16 protein-coding genes and 2 pseudogenes are annotated in these 20178 nt (G+C 66.1%); 13 read left to right on the top strand and 5 right to left on the bottom strand.

Annotated elements, in window-relative coordinates; genetic code table 11:
* Window positions 1-185: 185 nt before the first annotated feature.
* From SGFS_RS40325 to SGFS_RS40315, 3 genes are all read right to left on the bottom strand, one after another.
* Entirely contained in the window at window positions 186-1859 is a 1674-nt protein-coding gene (locus tag SGFS_RS40325) for a DUF262 domain-containing protein (protein WP_286257218.1), read from the bottom strand.
* An 829-nt stretch (window positions 1860-2688) separates the two neighbouring features.
* Entirely contained in the window at window positions 2689-4548 is a 1860-nt protein-coding gene (locus SGFS_RS40320; protein WP_286257217.1) for a DUF2075 domain-containing protein, read from the bottom strand.
* 100 nt (window positions 4549-4648) lie between these two features.
* Window positions 4649-5665, bottom strand: coding sequence for a protein NO VEIN domain-containing protein (locus SGFS_RS40315; RefSeq protein WP_286257215.1), 1017 nt, complete (start codon window positions 5663-5665; stop codon window positions 4649-4651).
* Between the two features lie 318 nt (window positions 5666-5983).
* Here SGFS_RS40315 and SGFS_RS40310 point away from each other — a divergent pair.
* From SGFS_RS40310 to SGFS_RS40275, 8 genes and pseudogenes are all read left to right on the top strand, one after another.
* A pseudogene (locus tag SGFS_RS40310) lies at window positions 5984-6358 on the top strand (transposase); the annotation flags it as partial.
* Between the two features lie 76 nt (window positions 6359-6434).
* Window positions 6435-7252, top strand: a protein-coding gene (locus tag SGFS_RS40305) for an IS5 family transposase (RefSeq protein WP_286257214.1) whose coding sequence is annotated in 2 segments (ribosomal slippage) — window positions 6435-6816 and window positions 6816-7252 — 819 coding nt in all. Because the reading frame shifts where the segments join, the coding sequence is not laid out codon by codon here.
* A gap of 14 nt (window positions 7253-7266) precedes the next feature.
* Window positions 7267-7497 (top strand): annotated as a pseudogene (locus tag SGFS_RS40300) (transposase); the annotation flags it as partial.
* Window positions 7497-8293, top strand: a protein-coding gene (locus SGFS_RS40295) for an IS5 family transposase (RefSeq protein WP_434025902.1) whose coding sequence is annotated in 2 segments (ribosomal slippage) — window positions 7497-7832 and window positions 7835-8293 — 795 coding nt in all. Because the reading frame shifts where the segments join, the coding sequence is not laid out codon by codon here. The pseudogene SGFS_RS40300 and the gene SGFS_RS40295, both read left to right, overlap by 1 nt.
* A gap of 683 nt (window positions 8294-8976) precedes the next feature.
* Window positions 8977-10482 (top strand): MarR family winged helix-turn-helix transcriptional regulator, encoded by a 1506-nt coding sequence (locus tag SGFS_RS40290; protein WP_286257213.1) that lies wholly within the window; start codon window positions 8977-8979, stop codon window positions 10480-10482.
* Entirely contained in the window at window positions 10479-11051 is a 573-nt protein-coding gene (locus tag SGFS_RS40285) for a helix-turn-helix domain-containing protein (protein ID WP_286257212.1), read from the top strand. Before SGFS_RS40290 ends, SGFS_RS40285 begins: the two co-directional genes overlap by 4 nt.
* Window positions 11052-11233: 182 nt before the next feature.
* Window positions 11234-11950 (top strand): ParA family protein, encoded by a 717-nt coding sequence (locus SGFS_RS40280; RefSeq protein WP_286257211.1) that lies wholly within the window; start codon window positions 11234-11236, stop codon window positions 11948-11950.
* Window positions 11947-12705, top strand: coding sequence for a hypothetical protein (locus SGFS_RS40275; protein WP_286257210.1), 759 nt, complete (start codon window positions 11947-11949; stop codon window positions 12703-12705). Before SGFS_RS40280 ends, SGFS_RS40275 begins: the two co-directional genes overlap by 4 nt.
* Window positions 12706-12860: 155 nt before the next feature.
* On the opposite strand, the gene SGFS_RS40270 is transcribed toward SGFS_RS40275, so the two are convergent.
* On the bottom strand, window positions 12861-13631 hold the full coding sequence (locus tag SGFS_RS40270; RefSeq protein ID WP_286251627.1) for a transposase: 771 nt from the start codon (window positions 13629-13631) through the stop codon (window positions 12861-12863).
* Between the two features lie 70 nt (window positions 13632-13701).
* Between SGFS_RS40270 and SGFS_RS40265 the strand changes: the two genes are divergently transcribed.
* From SGFS_RS40265 to SGFS_RS40245, 5 genes are all read left to right on the top strand, one after another.
* Window positions 13702-14004 (top strand): hypothetical protein, encoded by a 303-nt coding sequence (locus SGFS_RS40265; RefSeq protein WP_286257209.1) that lies wholly within the window; start codon window positions 13702-13704, stop codon window positions 14002-14004.
* 340 nt (window positions 14005-14344) lie between these two features.
* The gene (locus tag SGFS_RS40260; protein WP_286257208.1) at window positions 14345-14890 is read left to right on the top strand and encodes a hypothetical protein; all 546 of its coding nucleotides are present in this window, start codon (window positions 14345-14347) and stop codon (window positions 14888-14890) included.
* Between the two features lie 48 nt (window positions 14891-14938).
* Window positions 14939-17281 carry a hypothetical protein gene (locus SGFS_RS40255; RefSeq protein WP_286257207.1) on the top strand — a complete coding sequence of 781 codons (2343 nt, stop codon included), beginning with the start codon at window positions 14939-14941 and terminating at the stop codon, window positions 17279-17281.
* Complete coding sequence (locus tag SGFS_RS40250; RefSeq protein WP_286257206.1) at window positions 17278-18015, top strand: hypothetical protein; 738 nt, start codon at window positions 17278-17280, stop codon at window positions 18013-18015. Before SGFS_RS40255 ends, SGFS_RS40250 begins: the two co-directional genes overlap by 4 nt.
* A complete protein-coding gene (locus tag SGFS_RS40245; RefSeq protein ID WP_286257205.1) occupies window positions 18012-18188 on the top strand; it encodes a hypothetical protein in 177 nt (58 codons plus the stop codon). The genes SGFS_RS40250 and SGFS_RS40245 overlap by 4 nt, the downstream gene beginning before the upstream one ends.
* Before the next feature lie 63 nt (window positions 18189-18251).
* On the opposite strand, the gene SGFS_RS40240 is transcribed toward SGFS_RS40245, so the two are convergent.
* Window positions 18252-20177, bottom strand: a complete 1926-nt coding sequence (locus SGFS_RS40240; RefSeq protein ID WP_286257204.1) for a UvrD-helicase domain-containing protein — start codon at window positions 20175-20177, stop codon at window positions 18252-18254.
* Window position 20178 lies beyond the last annotated feature (1 nt).

The raw sequence follows: 20178 nt of genomic DNA, 5'->3' as shown, positions 1-20178 counted from the left end.
CGGACAGACGTACGGAGGCAGCGCAGCGTGATGGTCACGGGCCGCACAGAAGCGTCGGCGTGACGTGTGGGGCGCGAGCTGGGGATGACCATAGCCCAGACACCCACAAGAATGGAAGTCATTGGAATTGTTTGGAAATTACTGGGAGCGGCAAGCAGGGGAACGCGAAGTCTCCGGCCCCGCGCCTACAGACGCCACTCCTCAGCGAGCACGCCGACCAGTTCGTCCTGCCTCGTCCCCAGCAGCCCGGGGGTCCACTCGGCATGCTGCAGCACCTGGCTCGTCAGCGCGAAGGGGACCACGCCCCCGCGGCCGGTGAAGTACTTGACCTTCTTCTCGGCAAAGTCGTAGTTCTGGGCGGCCGAGTTCTTCGCACGGTTCAGCAGGACCAGGTTGCCCAGGCGATGCGTCCACCGGGCGCGCTGCTCCTCGTCGAACAAGGCGGTCCACCGCGACCCGGAACTTGGGTTCTGCGGCAGAACATGCTCGACGGTGATGAGCCCATGGTTGTAGGTCACCCCCTGCCCACGCGCCAGCAACTCATCGAGCCGAAGGAGCACGTACTTGCGGATCTTGCCGACGAGATAGAGATCGCCGTCGAGCCTGGCGCGGGTGCCCGCCTTCTCGTCGTCCGTCAGCTCGAGTGCGGGGGAATCGAGACCCTGTCCTTCATCGAGTTGCCGGAGCAGTTCGGCATAGCGTCTGACCCGAGGAGTGGTGTATTCGCGGCGGATGAACAGACTTGCCGACAGCCGCTCCAGCGCCCGCATGAACGCGTCGAGCCAGGCCGGATCGTGCTCGTGGTGGCGCAGCGCCCAGAGAGCGGCGGGCCGCCAGTCGTTGTTGTCGACTTGCTGGAGCCTCCGGAACCAGGCGTTGACCGCGTCCGCGCCCGATGCGGACTCGTAACGTGCCTCCCGGATCCTGGCGTACGCGTCGGCGTACGGCCGGACGACATCGTGGACGAAGACCTCGGCCTTGCCGGGAAGGTAGTGGCTGAGCACCTGCTCCGGGAATTCCTTGAGCAGCTCCTGTTCAGCGCGCTTCTTGGCGAAGATCATCCGCAGGTGGAGGAAGAGCTCGGCGAAGTCGTCGCGCCCGAGCATCTCCTCGGCGTCCTCCCAGACGGTGGCGCACTCGTCGGACGCCTCCGGTCCGAGATCACCGATTATGCGTGACTTGAAGATGTCGGTCGGGGACAGGTCCAGCCCCCGGGAGTTCATGACACTGAAGATCCGATGTGCGCTGTCGAGGTCGGGGGTACTGACGACGACCAGAAACGTCCGCTCGGCGAGCATCTGAGCCAGCTTCAGCCGGTCCTCCTCAGGCGAAGCCGAGAGGCTGCGATGCAGGACTGCCGCGTTGCGGAGGATGGCCTTCTGCGCATCGGTGCGCAGGGCGTCCTCCTTGAGCATCAGCAGAGTGCCTACCGCGTCTTTCGTCTGCACGTACTTCCCGAAGAAGTCCGCGTCGCGACTCCGCAGGGTGAGCCGCGGTCTCGGCGCGAGCCCACGGATCTTGGCGCCCGGCTCCATCACCAGCCTGTCGAGGTCGCTGCGCAGTTCCGGATCCTCGGTGAGATCACGCAGGACCGACAGGAGGATGGTCAGGGTCGTGAGGCGCTGCTGGCCGTCGATGACGTCCGCCCTCGGAACTCCTCCGTTCTTGACGAGCACGACAGATCCGAGGAAGTACGGTTCGTCCGTCGCTCGGTCCAGGGCTTCCTGCAGGTCTGTCAGCAGTTGAAGCGCCTGCTCCTCCTGCCACGCGTAGGGGCGCTGGTAGTCGGGGATCTGAAAGTCGTAGTCACTGCTGAACACCTTGTGCAGGGGCATCTCATGCGCCTCAAGCTTTTGCATGCCCCGATGATGGCGGAAAGGCCCAGCTTCCCGGCACCCGGTCGGCTCAGCTTCCTTCGATCCGGCAGCGGCCTCGTCGGGGCGGGGACCGCCCCACGCCCGAACGAGGTGTCTACCGCACAGTCACGCTTGGGAAAGCGGAACCCATCGGGCTGGCTGGGCAGCTCCCAGGGGCGGCGGAGGTCTTCGGCAAGCGGGCGTGACGGGGGTCGGGTGTGGACGGCGATGACCGGCCGGACCCACGGGTCGGCGGTCTGCGGGGCGCGTATCACATCCACACCGCGCCTGACACGGCCGATTACACCCGTGACCTGGGCGACTGCCCTCGTTCCGCTGGAACGACACCCGTCCCGAACTGCTCGGCGCCGAAACTCGACCGCCCCGAAGCCGGCTATGCCATGGGAAGTTGTCAACCGTAAAGCGGGAAGACGAAACCGCCCACGGCACCCACCGAGTCATGACCCTGATCCTCGACATCTACGACCTCATGGCCGAGGATCAACAATCCAATACCCCTACCCGCCCATTCTCGCCCCCGGCCAGAACCCCCACGCACCCCGCCTGAGCACCCCCACCGGCGCGCTGCAAGCGAACCGCAGCGCGGCGTACTCGGCGATTCAAACCGCCCACCCATCACACCGCGCAGGCAGCCGCCCTTGGAACCCCGTAATTACCGCATGGTCGTCTCGACCACGAAGGACTTCGTCACGGCCTCCGCCGAAGCCGACCGCCAACTCGCGCTTGCCGCGTGCCGGGACTATGCGCAGGTAGGCCTCGCTCGGCTCCTTGGGGGCACCGGCGAACCAAGTGGAAGGCGAAGGTCACCCACTCATGGGCCCTGCTTTATCCCAGTCGGGACCAGGCTAGCCAGCATGGCCTGAGTCTCGGGATCGGTTGAGTAGAGTACGGTACCGACCATCCCCCGCGTGAGTAGCACTTTGTAGGTATTTCGAATAAGGCGTCCGAAGGCTTCTGGCTCCGCCTTTTTCACGGCGTGGTCCTTGCTCTCTCTAGGAGCAGCACGCCACTCATTCCCGCGCCACACCAGGTCGGGACCGAAGATCATTCCGTTCCAGGCGTACTCGAATCCTTGGGCCGTGTAAATGCACCCGATCTGCCCGAAGCCTGACGGATCAGTGGCCCACAGCGAAGAAACGGGTGCCCCTCCGACTGGTTGCTCACTTCTAAGGTTCCAGGGCCTGCGCCATTCCCCAATAACCACGTCGTCGACGAGGCTGCCGTCAATCCACGGATCGCTCCACTGCCAGCAGAATCCTGCCGTCATGCGAGAGGTGTAGCCGGCTTCCTGCTGGCCACGTAGGTAGCTCTCCATCCCTTGGGGCGATTCGGCGACGAGTAACTCGAAATCTTCCTCGGGCTGCCACTGAATCGGACCACCGGGCTCAAGGCCGAGGAGACGGAGGACCCAATGTTCGTAGGCACGGCTCCCGCCGCACCGGAACTGGCTGTTGAGATCGACATGGCGAACAATGCACCCGCGCGCGTGAGCAGCCTCGTCGATGGTCTCGACACTTCCCATCTCCCCGGGCCTCACGACCTGATGCTCGTCGATCAGGAAGACGGGGACCCTGGCTGCGTCGATGAGTTCCTCCACTTGGCTTCGACCGCTCTGATGCCCGGCGTGCGCGCCCTGCCTCGACGACCGCTGGCGAATACGGTGGGCTTCATCACAGATCAAGACGTCCAGCCCGTTTCGTTCAGCACTTGTGAAGTCGAAGAAATAACGGAAGAGCTTTGGAATTCGGCCGTTCTTAGTGCCGACGACATGCCGAAGAGTGGTAGTGAAGGACTTGGACCCGGTGGCGTGGACAACGCTTCGCCCGTTCCTCCCGAGGTGTCCCATCAGGTGCAGCGCAATAATGCTCTTACCCGAACCAGGACCCCCGGATATCACTATGACTTCCTTTTGGTCCGACTGTCGCGACAGATCCGCCGCCCGCTTCACCAAACGCGCTGCTACCTCTTGCTCATCCATCAGGAGGAACTCACCGCCGTCGATTATCTCGGCAGCAGCGGCACGCATTAGTTGACGGCCGGGAGCACGGGGGCTATCTAGGAGATAATCACCCTCTACCGAACCATCCAGGGCAGAAAGGCGGGTCTGTAGATACTTAATAAGTTCTCCGCGGGATGCATCCGTGAAGAGTTGCGCCTTTGCGTCGGGTAATCTTAACAGTTCACTGACATCTTGATCGGCTGCGTAGTGCAGATAGGCCACGCCCGCGACGGCGCCCTCCTGATCGCTCAGCACATTGGTGAAATCCTGCAGGTAGTCGCAGTAGCGGCGCACCTGGGCCACGGGATGTAGAGCCGGTCGATTGCCCATTCTCGCTACTAGACATAAATTGTCAGTGCCAGGAACGAGGCGCGCTTCGCTCCACTGCTTGAGTTCGACGATGACGTAGGACGGTCTGCCCGTCGCGGGGTGGGAGCCAGCAAGGATAATGTCTGCGCGAAGGCTGGTGAGGGGTAATCGGTGCTCTATCAGCACCTCGATGTCATCAAGCCCTGCATCGCACAGAACCTCTGCCAGGGCCGGGATACTGTTCTCCCACGAGCGGCGTTCACTGGGCGACGGGTTCTGGAAGAGCACGGAGCGGTACTTCTGGGCGAGCCGCTCAGAGAGGGCTCCGTCACTGCACTGATCGAACAGTGCGCGTGCGGACATGCGAAGAAGAGGCACGGAAGATCTCCGTAAGGGCGGTGGACTCGAAGGCAAGGGGCTAGCGGGGGCTTGCTCCCGGAACCCCTGAAGTGCATCTGGGCAGTCAGGCGAGCGGTAGGCGGTACTCGAAGCTCCGCGGCCTCAGGTCCTCCTCAGCCGGCGCCCAGTCATAGAGGTGCAACACCCTGCCGCCACTCGCTGTGTAGTTGTCGGTCCGCAAGTCCACCTTGATGTCACTGACCACAAATAGGTCCACGGTGTTCTGCGGGTCCCGGGCATGCTCGACCTCGTTGATCGTCAGGTCGACGCTCGTGGCCGCTCCCGTTGTGCCCTTCACCTCTACGCGACGCTCTTCCCTGTCACGGGTGCAGTGGAGGTCGTACGGCTTGCCAAGGCGTTCGACCGTCCAGCCCTCCCCCTCGTAGTGAGCGACTGCCATGTCCTCCGCGTGCAGTTCGATGGCCTTGCGCTTCTTGGGGTCGGAAACGAAGCCCGCTCCACTGGAGGGCCGCTTCGGTGGCTTGGGCGGCTTCACCTGCTCCGCGGTGAAGCCGGGCGTGCGGTTCAGGGCCACCGTCTGCCGTTCGGACCAGTTCGCTGGGATCCCTGCCGCATCGAGCAACGGCTGCGGATCCATGTCGACGACCATGCCTATGCCTCGTTGAGTCCCCGAAACACGTATGGCGTCACTGGCGGCCATTCCAAGCGGCCCGTCCTCATCGAGACGGACGTCGTGGAGTACAGCCAACGGCTCGATGCCGAAGCGCACCGGGTACTTGATGGCGTTCTCGGCTTCCTCGTCCGGCCAGTGAGGGGCCTCTGCCTCGTAGAAGTTCTCACGTACTTCGAACAGGTACAGAGTGATCTTCTTGGTACTCCATACGTCGAGTTGTACGCGCGGACCCACTCCCGTGGCCAGCACGGCGAAGCGCGGGCGCGCGGACCGGTACTCGGGCCTCCATACAGGGAACCCCCACGACCGAGTTTCGATCCCGTACTGCAGATTGCGCTGGGTTCCGGACGCTTGGCCTACGTGGACCATCACGAACGAGGATGTCCGCGAGGGATCGTGGAGGGGAGCAGGATCGTCGCCCTTACGGCTGTCCTCGTGCCTCGCCAAGTGCCTTCCTCCGTGACCGCCTACCTCTGCGCCGATCCCAAACGATCGACTGAGCCCATGACCATGCCACATGGCAGTCAGATTTTCACACAACTAAAGCCAGCGGTTGGCGAGTTGGCGGCACAAATCGACACAGGACGGGAGGGCACCTCAGTGCTCTACCTGTATCCCGCTCAAGGCAACGCTGCTCAACAAAATGGCGCCCCGCGTCCACACACGCCCAGTGGCTCCAACCCCGAAGACGGACCACGCCCACCTGCTGGGCAGCGTTAGGGCTGTCCTGGCAGGCGAGGTGCACGCCTTCGCCGGCGACGACCGGCTCTTCGCAGACCCCATCGCCAGACCCATCAGCGACTCCAGCGCCAAAAGCGCTTCTCGCAGCCCATGGTCATGATCAGCAAAGGTCCCCGGCCGAGGCCGCTGACCGGGCCGTTCCCGACCACTGGCTGGACGACCTGATCGTCAGTCAGCAGGAAGAACGGCTCCGCCATCGGAATGCTGGTCGAACGCAGCACCCGCTTCGGCATGCTCATCCATCGACCCGCCGACCACACAGCCGTCAGCGTCCGCGACATCCTCCAGGCAACCGTGCAAGCCCTGCCGCCGCATCTGAAGCAGTCCCTGACCTGGGATCAGGGCTCCGAGATGGCCGACAACTACGAGTTCACCATCGCTACGAATGTCCCGGTCTACTTAGGGGTCCTTGCAGAAAGATCGTGTTGTGGCACGGTGGAGATGTACGTGATCCCGTCTTTTGTGGGGTGTGACCATGGCGCGGCGGAAGCCGTGGGAGGTCAGTGACGAGTTGTGGGCGGTGATCGAGCCGCTGTTGCCGAAGCATGAGCGGCGGTTCCGGTACCCGGGGCGCAAGCGGATCGATGACCGCAAGACGCTCCAGGGTGTGCTGTTCGTCCTGTACACAGGTGTCCAGTGGGAGTTCCTGCCTCAGGAGTTGGGGTTCGGTTCCGGTCCTACCTGCTGGCGGCGGCTGGCCGAGTGGCAGGAGGCCGGGGTGTGGGAGGAGCTCCAGCGGGTGCTGCTGGACGGGTTGCGGGCGGCGGACCGTCTCGACTTCTCCCGCGCCACGATCGACGCCTCTCATGTGCAGGCCAAGCGGGGGCGAAGCAGCCCAAAAGTCGGTCCGAGCCCGGTGACCGCGCACGGCCGGGCTCGAAGCATCACGTGCTGACCGACGCCCATGGCACTCCACTGCGGGTGTCGCTGACCGGCGGTCACCGCCACGATGTCACCCAGCTTCTGCCACTGATCGACAGCCTTGGGCCGGTGCGGGGCAAGCGGGGCCGGCCCCGGCGCAAGCCCCGCACGTTATACGCCGACCGAGGCTACGACTACGACGTCTACCGCCGCCGACTCCGCGAGCGCGGTATCACCCCGAAGATCGCCCGACGCGGCCAGCCGCACGGCTCGGGCCTGGGCAGGGTCCGGTGGGTCGCCGAGTCCGCCATCGCCTGGCTCCACGGCCCCCGCCGCCTACGGACCCGCTGGGAAGTACGCGACGACATGCACGACGCCTTCCTTCAACTCGCCCACTGCATGACACTCGCGCGCAAGCACCCGGCTTTCTGAAAGCACCCCTTAGCGACCCGGCCAGCCCCTGCCAACGCGGCTCCAGCGAGAACACGAACGGCCTGCTGCGACAGCACTTCCCCAAGAGCAGCGACCTGTCCACCCACACCCGCCGGGACCTCGACGCCGTCCCTGTCGAACTGAACAATCGCCCACGACAGACGCTCGGCTGGAAAACCCCAGCCGAGCGTCTGTCTAAGACGTCGTCTCATTTGGAGTGCTGGGTAGTCTGCACGATGTGGTGATGGTCGAGCGCATGGTGCCGGACGAGTTGTGGGAACTGTTCCAGTGGGTGGTCCCGCCTGCTCCATCGCGGCCGCAGGGCGGCGGTCGGCGGCGGTACGGGGATCGTGAGGTGCTGGCCGCGATCATCTTCGTGGCCACGACGGGTTGCACCTGGCGGCAGTTGCCGCCGGTCTTCGGCCCCTCGGGGCCGACCGCGCACCGGCGCTTCACCGAGTGGACCGCCGCCCGGGTCTGGGCGAAGCTGCACCGCGTCATCCTCGACGAACTGGGCTCGCGCGGAGAGTTGGACTGGTCACGTTGCGCGATCGACTCGGTGAACATGCGGGCCCTGAAAGGGGGGACCTGACAGGTCCGAATCCTGTAGACCGGGGCAAGAAGGGCTCGAAGGTCCACTTGATCACCGAGCGGACCGGTTTACCCCTCTCGGTCGGGATCTCCGGCGCGAACCTGCATGACAGCCAGGCACTCGAGCCGCTGGTGCGCGGCATCCCGCCGATCCGCTCCCGCCGCGGCCCGCGCAGACGCCGGCCGGCCAAGCTGCACGCGGACAAAGGCTACGACTACGACCACCTGCGCCGATGGCTACGCAAGCGAGGTATCCGGCACCGCATCGCCCGCAAGGGCATCGAGTCCTCCACGCGACTCGGCCGACACCGTTGGACTATCGAGCGCACGATGTCATGGCTGGGCGGCTGCCGCCGTCTGCACCGCCGCTACGAACGCAAGGCCGAACACTTCCTGGCCTTCACCGCCATTGCCTGCAGCCTCATCTGCTACCGCAGACTCGCCAAATGAGACGACGTCTAAACTGCTCGCTGCCTGATCAACCGACTACGTGTTGCGACGATCACTGGAATTCGCCCAGTTCCCCTGGAGCTCGGTGCCAGTACTCATCGAGCCCACCGTCCAGCACCGCGCCCCAGTGCGCACACGTGCACACTTGCGCGGAGCTCCAGGGAACTCTCAGGTAGAAGCAAGAAGCGCCCGAAAACACGAGAAGGGCCCCGACCAGGCAATAAGACCAGGTCAGAGCCCTGTTGGCAGACGAGTCGGGCTATACGCCGGGTATTCCTGAGCACCCTTCTGACCTGCACCTTTACGGGCTGGATCGGTTGTGACCTGCTAGGTCGGGTTGCAGAGGCGATCGGAGGCAGTCAGAGGAAACCGCTCTGATTCGACCCGGGTTCGACCCGAGCTGCTCGGAGCCAGTCAGAGGCAATCGCCCTCTGTTTGGCCCCGAATCGGCCGAGGTCAGGGCGGTGTCGAACGGATCTGGACTCCTCTGGCGACACTCCGAATCGATCTCGGTCGAGCCGCGATGGGGACGCCTGCCTCTGATGCGGGGCCAGGCATACGAAGGCCTCCAGGACGGCAATCCTGGAGGCTTCGCTTGGCACCGATTGGAGGTCGGTTCCGGACACCGCCTGTGGTTTTAGCGGGCCCAGGTGGCGTCCACGTCCTTGCGAGACGACCCCACAGTGCCACACCACACCCACCAGGCAGACTCACCCCGACGACCAATTCACCCGAGCGAGCGACTGGGTCTTCACCGGCTGCCTCCCGCCGCGGCCGATCTCGTCCTGCTCGGCGACCTCACCGGCCGCTACGCCACCGGCAGTTACAGCCGGCTCGGCTCCGACCGTCGGAGCGTGGTCCTGCGTGCGGATCGCCAGGGCGCGGCCGAGCACGGCCACAGGATCACGGCGGCCATCGCCTGCCACGTGGCCCGCGCCGGCGGCACCGTCGGCCAGCTGACGCAGCTCCTGCTGCACCCCGAGCACGAAGGCGGACGTCACGCCCGCAACATCGCACTGCGCTCCGGGCAGTCCCGCGCCCTGGACTACATCCGCCGGGTGTGGGCCAGCGCCTCGGACGCAATCAGCACCACCATCGCGCTGAGTTCCCGGCACGAGGCGTACGAAGTCCTCGCCGCACTGCGCGACCGGATCGAAACGACACCGTGGCGCGGGGAACGGGGCCGGACCGCGCTGCGGGTGCTGCGGGCGCACCTGAACTTCGCCGAGATCGCGGGCGGCCCGCTGCACCACGCCAGTGAGCGGCAGACCGCGGAGGAAGCCGGGGTCTCCCGCACGACACTGAGGGTCGTCTACGAGACGGTCCTGCGACCGCGTGGCTGGCTGCGGCGTCTGCGGGTGGGCCATGGCCGGGAGGGCTCCACCTGGTACCTCGGCGACGGCACCATCCCCGGTCACGGCGACCACGCTCTGCTGTCTCGTTTCCGGTCCACTCGGTTCCCCCCCGACCCGGCACTTGAGGAGTGGACCACCCCTGAGACGGCCACGACGGCCGACATCGACTCCACCGTCCTCGGCCAACTCATGGGCCACGACGCCTTCACCCACCACGCCCTCGGCAGCGCCGCCCTCGTGATCATCAGCGCCCTGCACCTGCGCCCGGACCAGACCGTTGCCGAGCTCGTCGGTACGTCCTCGGTCTCCCGCGCCACCACCTACCGGACCCTGAAGCGCCTGGCCGACCACGGCCTCGTCCAGCACACCGGGGAGACCTGGACCCTCGCGCCACGCGCGCTGGAGGGCTTCGGTATCCACCTCCCGGACGCCGACAACGGCCACACTGCAGCGCCGGCACAGGGCTGGGACAAGGTCGCCGAGCACCACGGCACCAGCGGCATCGCGGCCCGGCGCAAGGCACTGCACGCGGCGGAGCGTGCGGCCTACCAGGAGGCACTGGACCGGCTTTCGGAGCACCGAAGCAGGGCTCTCGTGATCGTCCGCGACGGCCGTCAGGTCCTGGTACCAGTGCCGCGCCCCGACGAGATCCCGCCCACGTGGCACGCCCCCGACGGGCGCGTCCTCGACCCGGTCACGGGACATTCGGCCGCCGACTGGCGGGTCGCCACCGACGGCCGCCTGATCCTCATCACGCCCGCCGACCAGCGCAGTTACGACGAGCTGGCCGCTGCCCATGCCGAAGCCCTCAGCGAATGGGAGTCCGTCGCATGAACCCACGTCCCCCGGTCACCTCCGACGCGAGCGAGGCGGTGACACCTGAAAGCCTGCGCAAGCAGTACGAGTCCGGTGCCACGGTCGACGAACTGGTCACCGCCAGCGGCCTGTCCTACGGCACGGTCCTCAACCGGCTACACGACGCCGGGACCGAGATGCGCACGTCGTGGCAGACCCGCCGAATGCGCCAGGATCCGCAAGCGCGCCAGCGTCTCGCGGCTCACCTGCGCACCCTGTACGAGCAGCGCGGCGCAACGCTCACCGAACTCGCCGCAGCCGCGGGAGAGACGAGGCGCGGTGCCCGGCGCCTGCTGATCGAGGCCGGCGGCAGCGTGCGCGCTACGCAGGAAACCCTGCGGATGCGCGCCGCAGCGCGGGCCGCTGAGCGGCGGAAGCTCGCGGTGTCCCTGCGGGCGCGGTACGAAGCCGGTGCCACGGTCCCGGACCTCGCCAGGGAGCACAGCTACTCCGTCGCCACCGTCTACCGGCTCCTGCACCAAGCAGGCACCCGTATGCGGCCCCAGCACAACCACGTCCCTACTCGCCGTGAGGGGGAACGGCCATGAGCGCACCAGACGGAGCTCTTCATCGCTCCGCCCACCGCATTCCTCAGCTGCGCCACCTGTCCGAAAGCCATCCCGGCTGCAGCCACGGCGCGCGGGCACCTCCCCTGTCCGCATGCAGACGCACCTACCGATCAGCACCGCACGAGACAACACCCCTTCCCCTTTCAGGAGATCAAGCACACGTGAACGAGAACACCCGTCACAAGACCATGGCCGCAGCCACAGAGCACGTCTGGGACGCGTTCGTGATCGTCGTCGGCATGCTCAAGGGCGGCACCGGCAAGACCACCTCGGCCTGGTTCATCGCCCTCTACTACGCCGTCGTCCTCGGCCTGCCCACGTTGCTGCTGGACGCCGACGCGACCAGTCAGTCCGCCTACGACTGGTTCAAGGTCGCCCAGGCCGCCGGCTTCGAGATTCCCGAGAACCTGGTTGTCGAGCGGTACCCGTTCGACGACATCGCCGAGTACATCCGGGTCAAGCGCGCCGAGTTCGGCGCGATCGTGGTCGACGCCGGCGGCGGCAGCGCCCGGATCTTCCACGAGGCTGTTACCGAGGCGAACCTGCTGCTCGTGCCGGTCGCCCCCACCAAGATCGAGCGCCGCAAACTCGTGGCCACCTTCGACGAGGCCGAGCGCGCCGCCGCACGCAACGAGCACGGCGTCACCGCCCACGTCGTCATGGTCAAGGCCGACGACCGCACCAGCCTGCCTCGCAACGCGAAGGACAAGCTCCTCGACCCCGCCGAGGGCGAGGGCATCGGCCCGGACCGCGACGAGGCGTTCCCACTCGCCGAGACCACCATCCACTCCTGGGTGCACTACATGGAGGCCTTCGGCGAGATCCCGACCGAGCTGAGCGAGTACGCCAAGCTGATGAAGGAGCTGACCGCAGCATGACCGAACGCATGAAGCCCCCCGCACGCCGCACCGGCGGTCGTGCCTTGGGCGGAGCAAGGAAGACGACCCCTCCGCCTCCTCCCCCGGCCGCCGAGCTCACCCACGAGCAGTTCGCTGCCGAGGAAGCCGCCGCCCAGGGCGACGGCCGTCCCCCTGCAGGCGAGCCGCAGGTTCAGCCCGCTCCTTCGACGGTTCCCATCGAGCGGTCGGCACGGGGCCGGACCGAGACGGCGCTCGAAGCGGCGCGGCCCTCCACCCAGCCGACCGCCGAGGTCACGCAGAGCGGCCTCGTGTCGGAGCTGGCCACGAGTCAGCCGGTTCGCCCGGCCGTCGTCGCCCCAGACGCGGGGGCCGGGGCCCCTGGCGAGCCGGTGGAGCGGCAAGCCCCGCCTGTGGTCCCGGCTGCCGAGGTGGCCATTCGCCCGGCAGTTCCACCGATGGCAGGCGGCACGACGTTCCCGGTGAGGACCGAGGGCCCGGGATACCAGGAACAGAACGCTCGATCGCAGGAGGCGTCCAGCGTGGGTACGCCGTATGCGCACGGGCCCGGTCGCCCCTCGGACGTTCCCGACGTTGCCGTCCTTCTCAACCAGCGCATCATCGCGCGCGAGAGCCTCGACTCGTCGGTTCCCGCGGCGCTGAAGCTGAAGAAGCGCATCAAGCGCTTCGCGCTGGACAACGAACTCGATCACCTGCCCATCGGCGACATCGTCTCGGTCGCGCTGGACGAGTGGCTCACCGCCCGCGGCTTCTGAACACGACCGCAGCGCGCAAGGTGGCCGCATCCACGCCAGGGCGCGGCCACCTTCCCTGCCGACTATTCCAATAGCCCAATAGGCGGATAGCTATCCGCCTAAGCGTTGTCCCGTAAATGATCTACGACGTGTTTGTTGACCTGCCTGCTTCTGCGTCAGCCGGCGAGGGTGAGGTTGTGCAGGCGGGCGATGCCGAGCATGGCGTGGTGGACGCCGTCGCCCTTGAGTCGGCAGTCGCGGAGGATCTTCCAGGTCTTCATGCGGGCGAAGGCGTGCTCGACGCGGGCACGGACCTTGCGGTGGGAGGTGTTGTGTTCCTCTTTCCAGGTGGGGAGTTCGGTCTGGCCGGGTTCGCGGCGGTGCGGGATGATCAGGCCGGTGCCCCGGTAGCCGCCGTCCGCGATCACCGTGGCGCGGCCGACGGCGTCCTTCGCGCCGGACAACTCCCATGCCTTGCAGTCGTTGCGGTTGCCCGGCAACGGCCGTCCAACTGCTACGACCAGCCGGGTATCGGCGTCGATGACGACCTGGTGGTTGGTCGAGTACCGATAGTTCTTCGACTGCTCGGCGACCGTGTGGTCGCGAGTGGGGACGAGGGTGCCGTCAACGATCAGCACGGCGTCACGGCGGAACCGTTTACGTGGCTGCAGTGCCAGCGCCGGGCCGAGGTGATCGACGATCCGGTCGGCCGCGGACTTGGACACCCCGAACAACGGCGCCAGTTGGCGCAGGGTCAGGTTGGTCCGCCAGTACGCGGCGACCAGCAGGACCCGGTCCTCCAGAGGCAGGCTCCACGGGCGGCCCCTGCGGACCGGATCCGCGCTTTCGCGCCGCAGCGCGGTGATTAGCTTGCCGAACTGACGCGGGCTCAGCCCGGTGAACGGGGCTATCCAGGACGGCTCCGACGCCGTGATCACACCAGACACGACAAGATCATCTCATCCGTGACCAGCAGTTACGGGACAGCCCTTAGGAGGATCAACCGGAGCAGCGCTCGTGCCCAATCACTCCCGTCACGCACGCCTACTACGTGAAATCGCCGACGCTCTGGACACTGAGTTCCAGCCAACCGACGACGCTCTCACGCCACACCCGGACACGCTGGACATCATCAGCAACCGGCACACGAAACGCGGACAACTCAACTACGCCGTCCCCGATGTCCTCCAGCTCCATCGACGCATCCGCCGCTACAACGCCGAGACCGACATCGCCCACGGAGACATCGTCGCCCTGGCCCTCGACACCTGGCTCCGGGCAAAAGGCTACCCACCCGATCCCGATCTCTCTTGCCCATGACCTGCGTCCTGCAAGTCGGCGGCTACGATGCGCCCTTTGCGCCATTCATTCAGGACCGCTTGCACCGTTGTTACCCATGTTCCGATTCTCGAATTGCACCCACCGGACGTGCCACCGTCGGGGAGTTTCAACCTCAGGTGACTCAGCACTTGACTCCCGCCACAAATCGGGAACACCCGTGCGAATTTGGTGCCGCCTCCGGGGGCATGAATTCACCTGACCGAATATGGCAGCTGTATGTTTGGCGCGAATACGCCTTTGTCTCCGCCTCCTGGACGCTCGTAGCCTTGTGGGATCTTGCGGCCTTGCCGTGACCTAAGTTCACCGTTCGGGGGATTCAATGGGAGATCAGCTGTCGCTCGCGACAGTGGCCACGTCAGCCATGCCTCAGGTATTCGCGTTTCTCTTTGGCCGCCTCGGTGCTGTGCTCGACCGCCGTAGCGGAAATGACACCGCGGCCTCGACCGAGCCGGCAACCTGCCCAGTCCTGGTTGAACCGGAAGCTCCCCTGCTCATCCACGACGAGGAGCTGACCGAGCAGCGGATTCGCCGGCTGGAAGCTGTGGCCCGGGAATTGGCCGTCTACCACCGCAACCCCGCTCTGATTCGACACGATGACGAGCACCTGCTGCAAGCGATGAGTGAACTGCGCGACGACCTGGAGGCGATCTACGGGCAGCCTCTGTCCTTCACGGGCGAACGGCGTTCTGCACCGGGCGTGAGGGTCAGGCAGTTCCTTGACGAAGTCGAGGAAGACGGGGTGGCCCGGGCAGTCAAGGTTGGACGGGTGACCGCCGAAGCGTCAGCCGACATCGAACAGCGGACCAGAGTTGTGCGCCAGGGCGGCGAGGTCACTGCACTCGAAATCGACGGCACGCTCGGATAGCTCTCGCAGTCCGAGTGGGATTCCGGGCGGCACACCACGGGGGTACGGGTGAACGATCAGCAGGACTATGGGCTCAGGCCACCTCACGAGAACGGCCAGCGGTCCGAAGGCCCGCGCTGGGGCGAGACCAGCTCTTTCACATCCACGGACACATCGCAGACGCCAGACACCGTATCGCCGGACGCGGATGAGCAACTGGATGAGGAACTGCAAGAGCGCCTCAAATACCTTCTGGACGCGGAGGCAGTTAAGCGTCTCCGGCAGATGGCCCTGCTCAACCTGGGCGAAATGAACGCCCTGAAAGTCACGGCGAGTTTCGAAAACCCACTTGATCACAATGAATTTTCGGACACCTACCTCAATGCGCTGCGCACCGTTTACGTGCGCCCCGATGGAGGTGACTCGTTCGACGAAATCTATCAGCGGTGGAAGAACCCCGGATCTGTCGTGGTACTCGCCCAGAAGCCGAGCACGGGGCGCACGACCACCGCGTGCGCGCTCCTCACGCAATTGCGTCATGAATTCCCGGCCGTGCGTGTGGGACCGCTCAGCTTCGGCGGTGGTCTGGAGTTCCCCTTGCGCCGCCTGCCGCAGGCGGAGAACCGCGGCTACCTGCTCGAACTCCCGCCTGATGAGGAAGGCTTCGAGATAGCCGATACGTTCGGTGCGACGATCGAGCGATTGCAGTACACGCTGAAACGTCGCAGTGCCCGGCTCGTGGTGCTGAGCACACCGGAGCAGTGGCGCCGCGTGGGCGGTGGTGCACCTGAGGGCATCAAACCCTCCCTGGGGGTGCCCTCGCCATTGGAAATCGCCCGCAAGTGGCTGGGCGCGGAGGGTCCACCTGATCTGCCGGTCGACCGATGGTTGACCGATGACGACATCATCGCCTTGCTGAATGGTCAGCCGCCGGTGGAGGCCCTGGAGATCGTCAGTCTCATTCTGGACGCCCACCATGCCAACGACAGCAACCTGCCCAACCTGGAGGCGCTGGCACGGAAACGGAAGAGCGGCGGTGACACACCGTTCGACCGGCAGGTTCTCAGCGTCATCGCGGCCCGCAACAACTGGCGTCCCCAGCTTCTGGCTTGGCACAAGGAGTCCGGCCGTACCAGCTTCCAGCGCAACTTCCTGCTGGCCTGCGCCACCTTGCGCGGAGCGTCCGTTGCGCACGTCTACGCCAGCACGGCCGACCTGGCATCCGTCTTCGGGGACGGTGACCCATCCCTGAGGGGACAGCAGGAACCCGGCGTCATCGAGATGGTCGACTCGATCAAAGCCGAACTGCTGGCCGACGACACCGTCACCTTCAACCGCCCCGAATGGGACGACGCGGCACTGGAGTACTTCTGGGTCGATCGGCCCCTGTCCCGGGTGAAGTTCCTGGAGTGGCTGGCCGACGCCCCCTTGAAGAAGCCCAAAGCCGCGCTCGAAACGCTCACTGACGCAGAACGGCAGACGATGGCCGAGCGCATCGGGAGCTTCGCCCTGCGGTGGGCGGTACGTCATCGTCGACAAGAACCACTGCGTCAGCTGGTCTGGCGCTGGCACAACACCCCGCTGTGGCCATCGGCCGTGGAACTCCTCACGTCAGCCTGTCTACAGACGGCCAGCGCCTCCTACATCCACGAAATGCTGCTGCAGTGGGCCAGGACCGGCAACGCCGCCCAACTACTGGCCACCGTGCAGGTGTGCGCCGGGGAGTTCGGGGTCCTCCACACCGGCAAGGCGCTGCGGCGGCTGCGCCATGCAGCCGGCTCGGGAGACCCGGAAGTACGCCGAGCGCTGCAAGGAGCTGTGCACAGTCTGTGGAGCGATCCCAGCGCGCGCCGGACTCTGTTCGGCTACGTCATCGACTGGTGCAGGGATGGTGGGACCAAGCTGGTAGCCGGGCAGGAAGCATTCAGGGCCCTGGCCGAGTCGACGCATCCCGATGCTCCCACGCTCCCAGCCCTGCTCCCCCACAACGACGAGGCGGAATTCACGGCTCCCGTCCCCGATCTGATCGTCGGCTGGCGAGCACTCCTTCAAGGTACGGAGGGATTCGAGCGGGACGGCCAGGCATCGGCAGTCGTGCGTCTGTGGCTGGAGGCGGCGCTCAGTCATCCCCACATACACGCTGATGTGCTGAAGGTCTTGAGCACAGCGGTGAAGCTCCCGGAGCAGGCCGACACGCCAGGCGAGAGCCCCCGCGACCGGCTGCGGGCAATCGCACGGCAATGGGCCAAGACCGCCGCCCTCCAGCAATCGGCAGGCCGCATCGAGCTCCCGTCTGCCGGGCTGGCTCACCGTGCCGTGTACACGGAGCTCACGCAACTACTCGACGACGGCATCATCGAGACCTTCCAGCAAGCCCTAACTGAGGCCGGCAACGAGGAAGAGCCTGCATGATGCGACGCCGCACGCGCCGCGACAACCCTTCCGAGCTGGCCCGTCAGACGTGGACCAGCGTCTTCCACGACCGCCCGGAAAGCCGTGATGCAGGCCTGTCATTCGATGCAGTCATCCGCGTTGAATGGCGTCACTCACCGCATGGTCCGACGAACCCGGACGCCCGCCATGCAGCAAGCCGTGTCGCACGGCTCATGGTGGAAAAGCAACTGGCCAGCGACTCAGTGCTCCGCATCGCAGCCGCCGAACAGGAACTCGCAGCGGCGCTACGTGACCAACTGCCCCTCCACCGTGACGGCATTGAACTACTCAAGGTCAGCGTGACCCTGCGCGTCGACGACGACGCAGCGGAAGGCGCTCGCCTCATAGAGCGCGCCCGGCATGAGTTCGAACTCGACGAGATGGACCGCCGTCAGGCTCGCGCCCGCGTGGAGTTCCTGCGCGACGAACTCCTCGCGAATCCAGCAGCGGCACGTTTGTACATGCTGCTCCAACACTCCTCCCGCATCGGCGGCCCACCCGAGGGAAGCGATCCCGAAGAGCTGGTTCGGCAGATCCATCAGTGGCATCCGCATTCCCGCTGGGTGCTGATCGCCCAGACACTGCACACGTTCGTCGGCAGGCTCACTGAAGACAACGCGCAGGACTTCCTGAAAATCCTGCGCAGCGCGATGACCACACTCGGCCACCGGCACCTGGCCGAGGAGATCGCGGCCGCCGAGGAAGCGGAGTGAGCCTAAGCCTGCTGCGCTGGGTACTGGACCCGCGCACGAGCCTGCTCGCGCGCCGCATCCGCAAGAACAGAGATTACGAAATGTCCCCGGATGCAGCCTGGCGGCTGGCCCGTTTACGGCTGCACCCCGACGAGGCGCCCTACCGCAACCATGGCCACGGCCCGCCGTCATGACCATCGCCGGCTGACCGAGCTCAGCGCCTTCGCTCGCACCTTGCTGACCGCTTGAGCTCCGAATCACACGGTGGGGATCGCATTGCGCGCGTGGATGTCGTGGACAGACCAGCCGCGGGCCGTGATCGCCTCGACGTACGGTTCGGCTCGTGTGCGGTGCGCGGCGAAGGCGAGCAGGTGAGTGGGGCGGGTGGCGCCCACAAAGACGAGTTGCGCTGCGCGCTGGATCGTGACCAAGGCTTTGGAGGCGTCCTGCTGTCGGCTCAGGAGTCCGAGGACCTCGTGTACGTCGTACTTCTTGCCGCTGCGTTCAAGGCATTCAAGGATGAGCGTCGCCGCATGAGTTTCGCCCTTGGCACTCTGGATCGATCCCGCAACCGACGCCACCACCCCCTGGTCCGCATCAGCCGGCGCCTCAACCACAGCGACTGGCTGGGCGACGTACGGGATGTGAGCAAGGGGATCTGCGAGACGGGCGACACCCTTCAGGGGGCTCTGGGTCAGGTCGGGCAGGAGCCGCAGAAGCCGGGCGGTGAGGACAGCCCATTCGACGTGGCTGTCGAGGGGGCTCGTCAGGAGGTCGTGCAGGAGCAGGCGTGCCCTGCCTCCGGCGGTGGCCGGGTCTCGATCCAGTCGCCTCAGCGGGGGCAGGACGCCGGAACTGGCGAGTCGGGCTACGGCACGGATTGCGTTCCACAGGAGTGTGATCGCTGCGTGGTTGTCGCCGGATTGCCGCTGGGCCTGGGCGGCGCGTGTCGTCGTGATGAGACTGCCGGTTGTCTGGACCGGCGTGGTGGTGAAGCCGGGTACGTAGCAGGAGAGGGATTGTGGAAAGGCCTTGGCGCTTCCCCGCGTGAGGCGGGCGCCCAGGACGCGGGGCGGGTTGTCCAGCAGCAGCTGGCGGGGGACCGTGGCCGCTGCCATCCGTTCGAAGGCCGGTACGACCTCGGCGACGGTGTCGTCGTCGAAGAGCAGGAGGGCGACGGTCCCGTCGTGGCCAGCGCCGTCGATGCGTTGGCTGCGGTGGACCGTGAGGTCGCTGGCGAGTGCTGCGATCTTGCTGCCGAACCGGCGGCTGACGGGCAGTTGAGCGGCCTGCGGCAGGGGGAACGACGAGGGCTGTGCGGCATCCGGTGCGTCGGCGAAGATGCGCTGGTTGACGTCGCCCACGCGCTGAACGACCGCGCCCGGCGGGCCGAAGACCTTGTCGAGCAGGCGTTGTTGGAGGTCGCTGGTGTCCTGCATTTCGTCCAGGAGGACGAAGGGGAAGCGGTGGGCGGCGGCCAGCGCGAGCTGGGGGTGCTGGAAGAGGTGGTGCTCGGCGAGGGCGAACATGTCGTGGTAGCGGAAGATGCCTCGCTCGGTGAGCGCTTCCTTGAGGGCGGCGAACTGTTGGCCGCTGTCGCTGGATGCTTTGAAGGGAGGGGTGCCGTCAGGTCCGGTCGCGACCAGGTCTCCGGCGTCGCAGACGTAGCGGGCCTCGGCGACCAGTGCGGGGCCGTTCGTGCGGTGCCCGAGTGCGGTGTTGAGTTTCCGGAACCGGGGGTGGCGTTCGAGCAGCCGGAGGGCTTCGTCCGCGTAGGCCTGGTCGTCGACGGTCTGGACTTCAATGCCCCGGGACCGTAGGGCCGGCAGGGCGAGAAAGGTGTTGGTGAAGGCCTGGATCGTGCCGATGAAGTGCGGGTACTGCAGCAGGCGGCGTCCCGCCGGTGTGACGGTGAGGCGGTGGGTGATCTCGTCCTTGGCCGTATTGGTGTGAGACAGGACGCAGATGCCGCGTGTGGGCGAGGCCCATGCCTGGCCCAGGAGGGCGAGCTTCAGACCGATCAGACTGGTCTTTCCCGAGCCGGGAGCTGCCTGGAGGTCCAGGGATTCCAGGCTCTGGATGAAGTTCCACTGTTCCTGGTGCGGCAGGTCGAGGCCGAGCTGCTGGGCGAGGGCTTCGACCTTGTCCTTGATGAAGGCGTCGGGCGCGTAGAGACTCGTCATC

Source organism: Streptomyces graminofaciens (assembly GCF_030294945.1).
In the GTDB taxonomy this organism is placed as follows: domain Bacteria; phylum Actinomycetota; class Actinomycetes; order Streptomycetales; family Streptomycetaceae; genus Streptomyces; species Streptomyces graminofaciens.
The sequence above is the reverse complement of the archived record's forward strand: the minus strand, read 5'-3'. Positions and strand labels throughout refer to the sequence as shown.

What these genes read in the sequence shown, in the direction of transcription:
- SGFS_RS40325 (WP_286257218.1), bottom strand. Translation starts at nt 1,859, where the DNA reads ATGCAAAAGCTTGAGGCGCATGAGATGCCCCTGCACAAGGTGTTCAGC.
- SGFS_RS40320 (WP_286257217.1), bottom strand. Translation starts at nt 4,548, where the DNA reads ATGTCCGCACGCGCACTGTTCGATCAGTGCAGTGACGGAGCCCTCTCT.
- SGFS_RS40285 (WP_286257212.1), top strand. Translation starts at nt 10,479, where the DNA reads ATGAACCCACGTCCCCCGGTCACCTCCGACGCGAGCGAGGCGGTGACA.
- SGFS_RS40275 (WP_286257210.1), top strand. Translation starts at nt 11,947, where the DNA reads ATGACCGAACGCATGAAGCCCCCCGCACGCCGCACCGGCGGTCGTGCC.
- SGFS_RS40260 (WP_286257208.1), top strand. Translation starts at nt 14,345, where the DNA reads ATGGGAGATCAGCTGTCGCTCGCGACAGTGGCCACGTCAGCCATGCCT.
- SGFS_RS40250 (WP_286257206.1), top strand. Translation starts at nt 17,278, where the DNA reads ATGATGCGACGCCGCACGCGCCGCGACAACCCTTCCGAGCTGGCCCGT.
- SGFS_RS40240 (WP_286257204.1), bottom strand. Translation starts at nt 20,177, where the DNA reads ATGACGAGTCTCTACGCGCCCGACGCCTTCATCAAGGACAAGGTCGAA.